The 13,376-nt window shown below is 50.7% G+C and carries 17 protein-coding genes; all 17 read left to right on the top strand.

Annotated features, from left to right (window positions below):
- Window positions 1-114 precede the first annotated feature (114 nt).
- Window positions 115-756 (top strand): type II secretion system protein, encoded by a 642-nt coding sequence (locus tag ACTS9Y_RS04325; protein WP_442584752.1) that lies wholly within the window; start codon window positions 115-117, stop codon window positions 754-756.
- 129 nt (window positions 757-885) lie between these two features.
- Window positions 886-1,689 (top strand): ABC transporter ATP-binding protein, encoded by an 804-nt coding sequence (locus ACTS9Y_RS04320; RefSeq protein WP_442584751.1) that lies wholly within the window; start codon window positions 886-888, stop codon window positions 1,687-1,689.
- Window positions 1,689-2,474, top strand: coding sequence for a lipid asymmetry maintenance ABC transporter permease subunit MlaE (gene mlaE / locus ACTS9Y_RS04315; RefSeq protein ID WP_442584750.1), 786 nt, complete (start codon window positions 1,689-1,691; stop codon window positions 2,472-2,474). The genes ACTS9Y_RS04320 and mlaE overlap by 1 nt, the downstream gene beginning before the upstream one ends.
- A gap of 40 nt (window positions 2,475-2,514) precedes the next feature.
- Window positions 2,515-3,060, top strand: a complete 546-nt coding sequence (mlaD, locus tag ACTS9Y_RS04310; RefSeq protein ID WP_442584749.1) for an outer membrane lipid asymmetry maintenance protein MlaD — start codon at window positions 2,515-2,517, stop codon at window positions 3,058-3,060.
- Between the two features lie 26 nt (window positions 3,061-3,086).
- A complete protein-coding gene (locus ACTS9Y_RS04305; protein ID WP_442584748.1) occupies window positions 3,087-3,689 on the top strand; it encodes an MlaC/ttg2D family ABC transporter substrate-binding protein in 603 nt (200 codons plus the stop codon).
- A 20-nt stretch (window positions 3,690-3,709) separates the two neighbouring features.
- The gene (locus ACTS9Y_RS04300; protein ID WP_442584747.1) at window positions 3,710-4,003 is read left to right on the top strand and encodes an STAS domain-containing protein; all 294 of its coding nucleotides are present in this window, start codon (window positions 3,710-3,712) and stop codon (window positions 4,001-4,003) included.
- An 80-nt stretch (window positions 4,004-4,083) separates the two neighbouring features.
- A complete protein-coding gene (locus tag ACTS9Y_RS04295) occupies window positions 4,084-4,998 on the top strand; it encodes an ABC transporter ATP-binding protein (RefSeq protein ID WP_442584746.1) in 915 nt (304 codons plus the stop codon).
- 68 nt (window positions 4,999-5,066) lie between these two features.
- The gene (locus tag ACTS9Y_RS04290) at window positions 5,067-5,813 is read left to right on the top strand and encodes an ABC transporter permease (RefSeq protein WP_442586897.1); all 747 of its coding nucleotides are present in this window, start codon (window positions 5,067-5,069) and stop codon (window positions 5,811-5,813) included.
- Window positions 5,814-5,878: 65 nt separating this feature from the next.
- Window positions 5,879-6,127: a BolA family protein gene (locus ACTS9Y_RS04285; RefSeq protein ID WP_442584745.1), complete on the top strand. Its 249-nt coding sequence runs from the start codon at window positions 5,879-5,881 to the stop codon at window positions 6,125-6,127.
- Window positions 6,128-6,168: 41 nt separating this feature from the next.
- Window positions 6,169-6,477, top strand: coding sequence for a Grx4 family monothiol glutaredoxin (gene grxD / locus ACTS9Y_RS04280; RefSeq protein WP_442584744.1), 309 nt, complete (start codon window positions 6,169-6,171; stop codon window positions 6,475-6,477).
- Between the two features lie 2 nt (window positions 6,478-6,479).
- On the top strand, window positions 6,480-7,745 hold the full coding sequence (murA, locus tag ACTS9Y_RS04275) for a UDP-N-acetylglucosamine 1-carboxyvinyltransferase (protein ID WP_442584743.1): 1,266 nt from the start codon (window positions 6,480-6,482) through the stop codon (window positions 7,743-7,745).
- 56 nt (window positions 7,746-7,801) lie between these two features.
- Window positions 7,802-8,452 (top strand): ATP phosphoribosyltransferase, encoded by a 651-nt coding sequence (gene hisG, locus ACTS9Y_RS04270; RefSeq protein WP_442584742.1) that lies wholly within the window; start codon window positions 7,802-7,804, stop codon window positions 8,450-8,452.
- Between the two features lie 4 nt (window positions 8,453-8,456).
- The gene (hisD, locus tag ACTS9Y_RS04265; RefSeq protein WP_442584741.1) at window positions 8,457-9,752 is read left to right on the top strand and encodes a histidinol dehydrogenase; all 1,296 of its coding nucleotides are present in this window, start codon (window positions 8,457-8,459) and stop codon (window positions 9,750-9,752) included.
- 12 nt (window positions 9,753-9,764) lie between these two features.
- Window positions 9,765-10,829 (top strand): histidinol-phosphate transaminase, encoded by a 1,065-nt coding sequence (gene hisC, locus ACTS9Y_RS04260; protein ID WP_442584740.1) that lies wholly within the window; start codon window positions 9,765-9,767, stop codon window positions 10,827-10,829.
- Window positions 10,830-11,046: 217 nt separating this feature from the next.
- Complete coding sequence (gene hxlA / locus ACTS9Y_RS04255) at window positions 11,047-11,925, top strand: 3-hexulose-6-phosphate synthase (RefSeq protein WP_442584739.1); 879 nt, start codon at window positions 11,047-11,049, stop codon at window positions 11,923-11,925.
- A 183-nt stretch (window positions 11,926-12,108) separates the two neighbouring features.
- A complete protein-coding gene (gene hisB / locus ACTS9Y_RS04250) occupies window positions 12,109-12,699 on the top strand; it encodes an imidazoleglycerol-phosphate dehydratase HisB (protein ID WP_442584738.1) in 591 nt (196 codons plus the stop codon).
- Window positions 12,700-12,714: 15 nt separating this feature from the next.
- Window positions 12,715-13,359, top strand: coding sequence for an imidazole glycerol phosphate synthase subunit HisH (hisH, locus tag ACTS9Y_RS04245; protein ID WP_442584737.1), 645 nt, complete (start codon window positions 12,715-12,717; stop codon window positions 13,357-13,359).
- The last annotated feature ends 17 nt before the right edge of the window (window positions 13,360-13,376 follow it).

The following is a 13,376-nucleotide window of genomic DNA, read 5'->3' as shown; positions in this document are numbered from 1 at the left end:
CCCCATATTTTGCTGGTTGTTTACCAATGTTAATAAATGTTAGTATTTTGTGGGCTGGGCTGATGATCACTCAGTCAAACAAGATACTAAACAACTACAAACGGAGGATTCAACATGAACAGGCAACAAGGATTTACCTTGATTGAATTAGCGATTGTGCTGGTGATTGCTGGGTTATTGCTGGCAGGTGTAATGCGCGGGCAGGAGTTGATCGCGAATGCCAAAGTAAAAAGTCTGGCCAGTGATTTCAGGAATATCCCGACTTATTTTTATGGTTATCAGGACAGGTTTCGCGCGCTGCCAGGCGATGATCGTGCAGCTGATACCCATCTCACTGGAGGTGTGAATGCCAGTACAGGCAGTCAAACGCAGAATGGTTTGATACAAGGGGCCTGGGATTCAAAGACTGCCACAGATGAGTCGTTCCTCGTATGGCAACATTTACGGTTGGCAGGCTTAGCTACAGGCTCTGTGAATATGACCAGTGACCAATATCTTCCCAGAAATAGCGAAGGTGGTCGGGTAGGTGTGGCTAGCGTCAGTACATTAGGCGCAGTGCCCGCAAACACTTTTAACACCGCGCATGCCATGTGTTCCGATGGTATTTTAGGCAGATATGCCACACAACTCGATAGCATGCTGGATGATGGTGCAGGCAATAGCGGCGCGATGCGCATATTGGTCAGTGGTGTAGCGGGCACGGGTGAAGCCGCACCACAGGCAGCTTCGCCGTATTTAGTCTGCATGAGTTTTTAGTGTAGAATACAACACATCTGTCACACAAAAAGCCTGTTTTCCGGGCTTTTTGTTTTATGCGTTATACATACATATTTCTCATCGCATTCTGATTTAGAATGAGAGCCGCTTGCAACAGAAACCAATCACATGGCCCAATCAATCGTAGAAATTAAAGACCTTTCCTTTGGTTACAAAGGTAAATTGCTGCATCACGGCATCAATATGACCTTTGCAAAAGGCAAGGTCGTGGCGATTATGGGCGGCAGCGGCAGTGGTAAAACCACTTTGCTACGTCTGATCGGTGGTCAGCTCAAGCCTACCAAAGGTGAAGTCCAGGTTGGCGGTGAAGTGGTGCATAAACAAGACCGTGACGGTATTTACCGCTTGCGCAGAAAAATGGGCATGCTGTTTCAGCACGGTGCTCTGTTTACCGATTTATCTGTATTTGAGAACGTTGCTTTCCCGATTCGTGAACACACCGATTTGCCGGAAAGCATGATTCGTGACCTGGTATTGATGAAACTGAATGCGGTTGGTTTGCGTGGTGCGCACGCTTTGAAGCCGACAGAACTGTCAGGCGGCATGGCACGGCGTGTGGCTTTGGCCAGGGCGATCGCTTTGGACCCGAGTATTATCATGTATGACGAGCCGTTTGCCGGGCTGGACCCGATTTCAATGGCGGTGATCTGTGACCTGATCCGCAGCCTGAACGATGCGCTGGGTGCGACCTCCATTATTGTCACGCATGATGTGGAAGAAACTTTCCAGTTTGCCGATTATGTGTATTTTGTGGCCAATGGCGTGGTGGCGGCTGAAGGAACACCTGACGACTTGCGCAACTCTGAATTGCCATTTGTGCACCAGTTCGTGCATGGTGAAAAAGATGGTCCGGTGCCTTTCCACTATGCGGCGCCCGAGTATCATGCCAGTTTGTTAAGAGGGGCACGTTGATGCGCACACTAGAACGCCTGCTCAAAAAACTTGGCGCGGGCTTTATTAATAAGATGTGGCGATTTGGCGCAGGTGCCCGGTTATTCGGCCTGACCATGATCTCTTCCGGCGAAAGTTTCCGCCGCTTCAGGTTAACAGTGCGCGAAGTGTATTTCACCGGCGTGTTGTCACTGATCATTATCCTGGTGTCGGCGTTCTTTGTCGGCATGGTATTGGCGTTGCAGGGTTACCATACCTTGCAGCGGTATGGTTCTTCAGAGGCCATAGGCGTGCTGGTCGCGTTGGCGCTGGTGCGTGAACTTGGCCCGGTAGTGACCGCCTTGCTATTTGCAGGTCGCGCCGGTACGGCGATTACCGCCGAAATCGGCTTGATGAAAGCCACCGAACAGTTATCTGCCATGGAAATGATGGCGGTCAGCCCGATCGCACGCGTGATTGCACCACGGTTTTGGGCTGGCGTGATCGCCATGCCTATCCTAGCGACCCTGTTCACTATGATGGGCATTCTGGGTGGCTATATGGTGGCTGTGCCTCTGATCGGTGTGGATGCCGGGGCATTCTGGTCGCAGATGCAGGCCAATGTAGATTGGGAATACGACATCCTGAATGGCGTATTCAAAAGCGTGGTGTTCGGCATCGCATGTACCATGATCGCCTTGTTTGAAGGCTATGATGCGCCGCCGACAGCAGAAGGCGTTAGCCGGGCAACGACACGCACCGTGGTGACCTCGTCACTGGCAGTATTGGCATTGGATTTTATATTAACAGCGTTCATGCTCGGCTAAAGAAACAACACTAGATCAAGAGCATTCGTGAGGAGCAGCAATGGAAAGAACAACAATTGATTTATGGGTAGGTATTTTTGTGGCGATGGGCTTTGCTGCATTACTGGGCCTGGCCATGAAAGTCGGCAACCTGACGACCACCAATATCGGTGCAACTTATACCGTCACCGCGAACTTTGAGAATATTGGCGGTCTTAAACCACGTGCACCGATTAAAAGTGCCGGTGTCGTTGTGGGCCGTGTCGAAGGAATTAACTTCGATTCAAAAACTTATGAGGCCGTTGTCAGTCTGAATATCGACAAGCGTTACAGCTTCCCTAAAGATACCTTCGCCAATATCTACACGGCGGGTTTGTTGGGTGAGCAGTACGTAGGTCTGGAAGCCGGCGGCGACGAAACCAGCCTGAAAAATGGTGACAAGATTATGCAGACACAAGACGCCGTGGTTCTGGAAAAATTGATTAGCCAGTTTTTATACAGCAAGGCGACTGAAGGGGATGATAAACCAGCAAAAACTGCTGCCGCATCAACCGAAACAGATGCTGATGCGTTGGATGCCAGTCCTTTGGACAAAATTGGTAAGTAATTTAAATGCTTAATAAAGGGAATTCGATGAAAAAATGGTGGATGGCTTGTGCCATATGGCTGGTAAGTAATGTGGCATTTGCAGGATTGGCACCGGATCAGCTGGTGAAGAAAACTGCCGATGATGTGGTCGATGTCATCAAGTCTGATAAAGATATTCAGGCGGGTAACCAGCAAAAGATTTTTGCGCTGGCTGAAGAGAAGATTCTGCCAAACTTTGACTTTGATAAAGTATCCCGTCTGGTATTGGGTAAAAACTGGACCAAGGCGACCCCTGAGCAGCAAACTGCTTTTCAGGCTGAGTTTAAAACCCTGTTGTTGCGCACATACGCCACGGCATTGTCCAAATATAAAAACCAGTCTATCGAGTACAAGCCTTTCCGTCTGGAAGCAGGTGCAGAGACTGCGACTGTGAAAACGGCGATCCAGCAGCCAGGTGGCGATCCGATCTCTGTGGATTACACATTGGGTAAAAAAGGCGAAGACTGGAAAGTATTCGATATCGTGATTGAAAGTGTGAGCCTGGTTACCAATTACCGTAGCCAGTTTGCACAGGAAATCCGCCAGAACGGGTTAGACAGCCTGAATAAAAAGCTGGCTGAAAAAAACAAAGCCGCTACTGGTAAGTAATTTCTCAATAAAGGGTCATCGTGGCAACTATTACACAACAGGCAAATACATTGAGCTTCAGTGGTGATTTGCTGATTAACAATATCAGTAACGCCCTGGCACAGTTGCAAACGTTGCGCCTGGACCCGCCATTGACGCTGGACTTTTCCAAAGTGGAAGAGGTAGATACGGTGGCAGTGAGTTTGATTTTTGAGATTCAGCGCCAGTTTCATCATGAGCATGCCCAGGCCGGGTCTATCTCGGTAGTGGGGGTGCCTGACAATCTGCGTAGTTTGATGCAGTTATATGGTGTGGATAGTTTCTTGTTGAATTAACTTGATATCTCAGTCAGCAAACCCCAGCTCTGTGGACAGAGGTGGGGTTTCGTTTTTTTAGGATAGGGAAAGGCAACACCGTGGCGGCAGCCGTTGAAATCCAGGGTATTACCAAGCATTTTGGTGCGTTTGAAGCGCTGAGGGGCATAGACCTGACCATACAGCAGGGTGAATTCTTTGCGCTACTCGGCCCGAATGGTGCCGGTAAATCGACATTGATCAACCTGTTGTCCGGTTTGTTAAAACCCACCAGTGGGCATATCCGCATCATGGGGCATGATGTGCAGTCTGCTTATCAGCAAGCGCGCATGGCCCTGGGCGTTGTGCCGCAGGAGCTGGTGTTTGATCCGTTTTTCAATGTGCGTGAAATGATGCGTTTCCAGGCCGGTTATTTCGGCTGTGGACCGGAAAATGACGCCTGGGTGGATGAAGTGATCGAGGGTTTGGGGCTGACGGATAAAGCGCATACCAATATGCGCCAGTTATCCGGCGGCATGAAACGCCGTGCCCTGATTGCGCAGGCGCTGGCCCACAAGCCGCCCGTGATTGTGCTCGATGAGCCGACCGCAGGGGTCGATGTAGAGCTGCGCCAGATGCTGTGGGGCTTTATACAAAAGCTGAACCAGCAGGGCCATACCATTATCCTGACCACGCATTACCTGGAAGAGGCTGAAACCCTGTGCGAACGGGTGGCCATGATGAAGCACGGCAAGATCGTGGCGCTGGACACCACCAAGCAACTGTTGCACAGCCACGCCGCCAAACAATTGTCCTTACGCCTGGAGGGCGCAGTGCCGGCACAGCTTCACTCTTTGATCAAGCAGCAACAGGGCGACGAAGTGATTTTTAACCTGCCTGATATCGGACGTATTGAAGTGATCCTATCCGCATTGCGCCAGGCAGAAGTGTCTGTGCTGGATATCCAGTTGCAAGAGGTGGATCTGGAAGATGTGTTCCTGAATCTGGTAGGTAGTCACGGAGGGCAAACAGCATGAAATGGCTACTAAAACGGCTGAATCCTTTTTACTGGCTGGATGACCATATCAGCGCGCGCCACCGTGGCATGTATACGCTGTTTAAAAAAGAGCTGTTAAGGTTCTGGCGGGTTGCGTTTCAAACCATTGCGTCACCCATATTGACCGCATTGCTCTATCTGCTGATTTTTTCACATGTGCTGGAGTCACATGTGAAAGTCTATGACCAGGTGAGTTACACCGCGTTTCTGGTGCCGGGCCTGATGATGATGTCCTTGCTACAAAATGCGTTTGCCAATAGTTCTTCCAGTCTGATCCAGTCCAAGGTGATGGGCAATATTATTTTTTTGATGCTAACGCCATTAACCTACCTGGAATTTTTTGTCGCTTTCCTGGCCGCTTCCATGATCCGCGGCCTGGCGGTCGGGCTCAGTATCTATCTGGTGGCATTGTGTTTTGTCGATGTGCCCACAGTTCACCCATTGTGGATTGTGACATTCGCCCTGCTGGGCAGTGCATTGCTGGGTACCTTTGGCGTGATCGCCGGTATCTGGGCGGATAAGTTCGACCAGATGGCGGCCTTCCAGAACTTTGTCATCATGCCGCTGACGTTTCTCTCTGGCGTGTTTTACTCTATCCATTCCCTGCCACCATTCTGGCAGGCAGTGTCTCAGCTCAACCCTTTTTTCTACATGATAGATGGGTTTAGATATGGATTCTTTGGCCAGGGAGATGTTTCGCCATGGCTAAGTGTCAGTGTCGTAGGTGCGTTTCTGCTGGCATTAGCGTGGCTATGCCTAAAGATGTTAAAATCCGGTTATAAATTACGTAGTTAGTGCGATCCGGTGTTAGCAAAACGCTGCACCGTTTTCAGCTGAGATTGAAATAAAAGCGAGGTTTTGTGTTAACAGCAGCTCAATTGCAATCGTATATCCTCAGTGGTTTGGAATGCGATTATATAAAAGTGAATGGGGACGACGGCACGCATTTTGATGCGGTGGTCGTCAGCCCTTTATTCGAAGGTAAACGCATGGTGCAGCAGCACCAGCTGGTGTACGCCGCGCTGGGTGACCGCATGCGCGCCGAGATACATGCGCTGGCCATGCAAACTTATACGCCGACACAATGGCAACAGATGCAGCAAGCATAAGTGCTTGACGCTGCGACTAAATAGAATCGATTGGAGAAAACATGGACGCACAAGCAAAAATTAAAGAGACAGTCACCACTAATAAAGTGGTGCTGTATATGAAAGGTAGCCCGAAATTCCCGCAATGTGGATTTTCAAATGTGGCGACACAAATCCTGGATGCCTGTGGCGCCGAATTCGTGGCCGTAGACGTGTTGCAAGACATGGATATTCGCGAAGGCATCAAGCAATATGCAAACTGGCCGACGATTCCCCAATTGTATGTCAAAGGTGAATTCATTGGTGGTGCTGACATCATGCGTAGCATGTACCAGAGTGGTGAGCTGCAAACCCTGTTGTCGGAAGCATAATCTTGGACAAACTGATTATTGAGGGCGGCGTGCCTTTGCACGGCGAAGTAGTCGTGTCTGGCGCTAAGAATGCTGCCTTGCCGATTTTATGTGCGGGTTTGCTGGCGGAAACACCGCTGATATTGACCGGCGTACCAGAGTTGCGGGATGTGGCCTCCACACTCAAGCTGCTGGACACCATGGGCGTGAAAGTCAGCAAAACGGATGACCAGGTCAGCCTGGATGCCAGTGATGTCGCTTCGTTTGAAGCGACCTACGAAATGGTAAAAACCATGCGTGCGTCTATCCTGGTGCTGGGCCCGTTGCTGGCGCGCTTTGGTACGGCACGTGTGTCATTGCCTGGCGGCTGTGCCATAGGCTCACGCCCGGTAGATTTACACATCAAAGGCCTGCAAGCCATGGGTGCTGCCATGCATATCACGCATGGCTACATCCAGGCCAGCACCTTGCATTTGCCTAACCGCCGTTTGCAAGGCGCTACTTATTATATGGATATGGTGACGGTGACTGGCACTGAGAACCTGATGATGGCCGCCGCGCTGGCGCAAGGCACTACCGTGCTGGAAAATGCTGCCAAAGAACCCGAAGTCGTAGATCTGGCTGAATGTCTGAACAAAATGGGCGCGAAAATCACGGGTGCTGGTACTGACACCATCACCATTGAAGGCGTAGAGCGCTTGACCGGCGCACAGCACCATATCGTCTGTGACCGTATTGAAGCCGGTACCTACATGGTAGCTGCCGCCATGACGGGTGGCGAAGTCACCTTGAAAAACGCCCGTGCCGATCTGCTGGAAGCTGTCATCGAAAAACTGCGTGAGGCGGGTGTGCAGATCAGCACGGACGCCGACAGTATTACCGTTAAAAGTAATGGTCAGTTGAAAGCGGTCAATATCCGCACCGCGCCGCACCCGGCTTTCCCTACTGATATGCAGGCGCAGTTCATGGCGATGAACACCATGGCAGAAGGCGTTTCTACGGTGGTGGAAACCATTTTTGAAAACCGCTTTATGCACGTGCAGGAACTGCAACGCATGGGTGCCAATATTGAGATCCAGGGCAATACTGCGTTTGTCAAGGGCGTGCCCGCACTGGAAGGCGCCAATGTGATGGCGACAGACTTGCGCGCTTCTGCCGGGCTGGTGTTAGCGGGGCTGGTGGCAGAAGGTGAAACAGTGATAGACCGCATTTATCACCTGGATCGTGGCTACGAGCGGCTGGAAGAAAAACTGAATCAATTGGGCGCCAAAGTACGCAGATCACATTAAGTGAAGCGCTTATTAAATAATACGCAAATTAAAATAATACCTAGGTTAAACAAACCATGATTACTATCGCACTCAGTAAAGGGCGCATTTTTGAAGAAACCACACCGCTACTGGCAGCGGCAGGTATCCGGTCGCTGGAAGATCCTGAATCTTCACGCAAACTGATTCTGCCAACCAACCGTGACGATGTGCGCTTGATCATTGTCCGTGCTACCGATGTGCCGACCTATGTGCAATATGGTGCTGCTGATATCGGCATTGCCGGCAAAGATGTGCTGGATGAACATGGCGGTGAAGGCCTGTACCAGCCTCTGGATTTGAATATCGCCCGTTGCAAGATGATGGTGGCCGTACGCGAAGACTTTGATTACGAAGCTAGCATCCGTCAGGGCGCGCGCTTAAAGGTTGTCACCAAGTATGTGAAAACGGCGCGTGAACATTTTGCCGCCAAAGGCATGCATGTAGACCTGATCAAATTATATGGCTCCATGGAGTTGGGTCCTCTGGTAGGGTTGGCAGATGCGATTGTCGACCTGGTCAGCACCGGAGGCACCTTGCGCGCCAATAAACTCAAAGCCGTTGAAGAGATCGGTGCGATCAGCTCACGCCTGGTGGTGAACCAGGCCTCGTTCAAAGTGAACCGCCCTTCATTGCAGCCGATCATTGACAGTTTTGCTGAAGCTATCCAGAAAGATTCATCACAGTAAACATATGAAGATTAAACGTTTAACCACCCAATCTGCGGATTTTGATCGCGAACTGAAAGCCTTGCTGGCGTTTGAGACCGCGCAGGACGACAACATTGACCAGGTGGTCGCCAATATTCTCAAGGATGTGAAAGCGCGCGGGGATGCCGCGGTGCTGGAATATACCAACCGCTTTGATAAGACCAATGCTGACAGTCTGGCGCAACTGGAAATTCCGCAAGCTGAGTTACAGGCGGCCCTGACCAGTTTGCCAGCCGCCCAGCGCGAAGCTTTGCAAGCCGCGGCTGACCGGGTGCGTAGTTATCACGAAAAGCAGGTCATGCAATCCTGGCAATATACCGAAGCGGATGGCACCTTGCTCGGTCAACAGGTGACTTCGCTTGATCGCGTCGGCTTATATGTGCCTGGCGGTAAAGCGGCTTATCCTTCTTCCGTATTGATGAATGCGATCCCGGCCAAAGTGGCTGGTGTGCAAGAGCTGATCATGGTTGTGCCTACTCCTAATGGCGAGAAGAACCCATTGGTGTTGGCTGCCGCGGCTGTGTGCGGTGTGACGCGCGTATTCTGTATTGGTGGCGCACAGGCGGTAGGCGCGCTGGCGTATGGTACTGAGACAGTGCCACAGGTAGATAAGATTGTCGGCCCGGGCAATGCTTATGTCGCGGCTGCCAAGCGCCGTGTATTCGGTGTCGTCGGCATTGATATGGTGGCAGGCCCTTCTGAAATCCTGGTCATCAGCGATGGCAAGAGCAATCCTGACTGGACAGCGATGGATTTGTTCAGCCAGGCAGAACATGATGAATTGGCACAGGCGATCTTGCTATCACCGAGCGCCGAGTTTCTTGACCAGGTGCAGGCCAGCATTGAGCGCCAGGTCACTGAAATGCCCAGACAGGAAATCATCCGCACCTCCTTGGAAAATCGCGGCGCATTGATACAGGTGAAGGATCTGCAAGAAGCAGCCGAGATTTGTAACTTTATTGCGCCTGAGCACTTGGAGTTATCCATGGACGACGCGTTAGCATTCAGCAAAAAAATCAAACACGCCGGTGCCATTTTCATGGGGCGCGATACCTGCGAAGCCCTGGGTGATTATTGTGCCGGACCTAACCACGTGCTGCCGACTTCACGCACGGCGCGCTTCAGCTCGCCATTGGGTGTGTATGACTTCCAGAAGCGCTCCAGCCTGATCATGGTCTCAAGCGAAGGCGCGCAAACGCTGGGCAAGATTGCAGCAACACTTGCTTATGGCGAAGGCCTGCAGGCGCACGCGCGCAGCGCCGAATACCGCCTGAAATAAGGGTTGGCGACTATGAGTAAATTCTGGAGTCCGATTGTGCATGCCCTGACACCCTATGTGCCAGGCGAGCAGCCCAAGATTCAAAACCTGATCAAGCTGAATACCAATGAGAATCCTTATGGCCCAAGCCCCAAAGTGATTGCAGCTTTGCAGGCGGAAGCAGCGGATAGTTTACGCCTGTATCCTGACCCCGACTCCAGCCGCATGAAAGCAGCAATCGCTGAATATCATGGCCTGCAAACCAATCAGGTATTTGTAGGTAATGGTTCAGACGAAGTACTCGCGCATATCTTTCAGGCATTATTGAAACACGACTTGCCCTTGCTGTTTCCGGATATCACCTATAGTTTTTATCCGGTCTATTGCGGCTTGTATGGCATTCAATACGAAACCGTGCCACTGAATGCGCGGTTTGAGATTGCGATAGATGATTACCTGCGCCCCAATGGCGGCATTATTTTCCCTAACCCGAATGCACCGACAGGGATTCCGCTGCCGTTGGCCGACATTGAAGGCTTACTGCAAGCTAATAAAGACTCCGTCGTCGTGATTGATGAGGCGTATGTGGATTTTGGCACCGAGTCAGCAGTCGCCCTGATCAGCCGCTATCCAAACCTGTTGGTGACGCATACTTATTCTAAATCGCGTTCGCTGGCCGGTTTGCGGATCGGTTATGCAGTCGGTGATGCTGGTTTGATTGAAGCGCTGATCCGCGTGAAAGATAGCTTTAATTCTTATCCGATTGATAGGTTTGCGGAAGCAGGCGCAGTTGCCGCCCTGCAGGATGAAGCTTATTTTCAGCAAACCCGGCAGCAGGTGATTGCCGCACGTGAGCAATTAGTTGATGATTTGCAGGCGCTGGGGTTCGAAGTGCTGCCATCTGGCGCCAATTTTATCTTTGCGCGTCATCCGCAATATGCTGGTGAGCAACTTGCGGCAGGTTTGCGCGAACAGGCTGTGATCGTGCGTCATTTCAAAAAACCAGCCAGGATCAGTGACTTTCTGCGTATCACCATAGGCAATGAAAGCCAGAATCTCGCGTTAATTGCTGCTGTGAAGAGTCTTTTGCAAGCTTGATGTCGCTAAAATCAAACTACGTGCAGCAATATAACTGCTAACATCGCTTAAATGAATCTTTAGTGAAGTAAAAAAAGATGACGCAATATTGTCATTTTGTTTGAAATACGGTTATGATGCACGCTATTGTACATAATGTGCAGTGAGGGTTGCGTTTGCATCATTGCTGCGCAAAAGTTCATTGGATTTAAAATAGAGCAAACTCGGAGGAAGAAAAATGGCACAAACCCAGATGGCATTAGACTCATTGGATTTTGACGCAACAATCGCTTTGGCCGCCAAAGTGGCGCCACATGTTGATATCCTGGAAATTGGTACACCTTGTATCAAGCATAACGGTATCGAACTGTTGAAAGCATTGCGTACTAAATTCCCTAACAACAAGATTTTGGTTGACCTGAAAACCATGGATGCTGGCTTCTACGAAGCTGAGCCATTCTACAAAGCCGGCGCGGATATCGTGACTGTGCTGGGTACTGCAGATGTTGGTACGATCAAAGGTGTGGTCGATGCTGCTAACAAATACGGTAAAGAAGCGCAAGTTGACCTGATCAACGTAAAAGACAAAAAAGCACGCACATTAGAAGTCGTTAAATTGGGCGCGCACATCATTGGCGTACACACTGGCTTGGATCAACAAGCTGCTGGCCATACACCATTTGCTGACCTGGGCCTGGTATCTGGCTTGAAAACAGGCGCTAAAGTATCTGTTGCTGGTGGTGTTAAGGCTGCAACTACTAAACAAGTGGTAGATGCTGGTGCTGACATCGTTGTTGCTGGCGCTGCTATCTACGGTGCTGCTGATCCTGCTGCTGCTGCTTCAGAAATCACAAAAATCGCACACGGTGCTGGTACTTCTGCTAAAGGTGGCAACAAGTTGCTGCCATGGATTATCGCTGCTGTTGCTGCAGTATTGGTATTCTCACTGCTGGGTAAAAAATCTGAAGAAGCTGCTCCTGCTTCAGAAGCGCCAGTAGCTGAAGAGGCTGCACCTGCTGATGCTGCGCCTGCTGCTGAAGCACCTGCTGCTACTGAAGAAGCTGCTCCAGCGGCAACTGAAGAAGCTGCACCTGCTGCAGAAACTCCAGCTAACTAATCTCTGTTTGATTTGATCTGTTGGCCGCCCCGGGCTGGTCAACAGCAGATAGTCAGCAGTCTAAAAAGCAGTCCTCACGGGCTGCTTTTTTGTTTTTAGTGACAGATTTTGCCTAGCCGCGAAGACTTGCGGTAAAATGCCTGTATTATTTGCTAAATCTCTGTGAACACCTCTTTTCCCACTATGTCACGCCAAGCTGAAGTCACGCGCAATACACTCGAAACCCAAATTACAGTTGCTATCAATCTGGATGGCACCGGCGTGTCTGATTTGCAGAGCGGCCTGGGTTTTCTGGACCACATGCTGGATCAAATTGCCCGCCACGGCATGATAGATTTAAAAGTGCATGCCAAAGGTGATCTGCATATTGATGGACACCACACGGTTGAAGATATCGGCATTACCCTGGGCCAGGCCTTTGCAAAGGCCCTAGGTGATAAAAAAGGTCTGACGCGTTATGGCCACAGCTATGTGCCGCTGGACGAAGCTTTGAGCCGTGTTGTGCTCGACCTGTCCGGGCGTCCTGGCCTCGAGTTTGACTGCAAGTTTACGCGTGCCATGATCGGTGAGTTTGATGTAGACTTGTTCTATGAATTCTTTCAGGGGTTCATCAACCACTCGCTGGTGACTTTGCACATTGATAACCTGAAAGGTCATAATGCGCATCATCAGGCGGAAACTATTTTCAAAGCGTTTGGCCGTGCCTTGCGCGTTGCCATTACCCCTGACCCGCGCATGGCTGGAATGATGCCATCGACCAAGGGTTCGCTATAAGCCGATACGCCATACATGAATCGTTTGCAAGTCGCCGTCATTGATTACGGCATGGGTAATTTAAGATCTGTCGCCAATGCCTTGAAAGCAGTTGCGCCGGATGTGCACATCGAGATCACCAGCGATCCGGAACAGATTGCCGCTGCTGAACGCGTGGTGTTTCCCGGGCAGGGCGCGATGCCGGACTGTATTCGTGAACTGGATACGCGTGGTTTACGACAGGCTGTGATTGCGGCGACACGTGACAAGCCTTTCCTGGGGATTTGCATCGGTTTGCAAATGCTGTTCGAGCATTCTGAAGAAGGCGATGTGCCTGGCCTGGGTATTTACCCCGGTGAAGTGAAGCGCTTTCCAGCCGAAAAAATGGTGGATGCTCACGGCGCCAAGCTGAAAGTACCACACATGGGCTGGAGTAAGGTACAGCAAGCCCTGAAACATGATTTGTGGCAGGATATCCCTGATCTTGCACGCTTTTATTATGTGCATAGTTACTATGTGGCGCCTGCAGAATCGGCGCTGACAGCTGCGACCACGGCTTACCCGTTTGACTATACCTGTGCGATTGCGCGGGACAACGTATTTGCCGTCCAATTTCACCCGGAAAAGAGTGCAGAATCAGGCTTGCAACTTTTGCGTAATTTTGTAAACTGGAAACCATGATAGTGTTTTCAAACCCT

Source organism: Methylophilus sp. (assembly GCF_052173275.1).
Taxonomy (GTDB): Bacteria; Pseudomonadota; Gammaproteobacteria; order Burkholderiales; family Methylophilaceae; genus Methylophilus.
The sequence above is the reverse complement of the archived record's forward strand: the minus strand, read 5'-3'. Positions and strand labels throughout refer to the sequence as shown.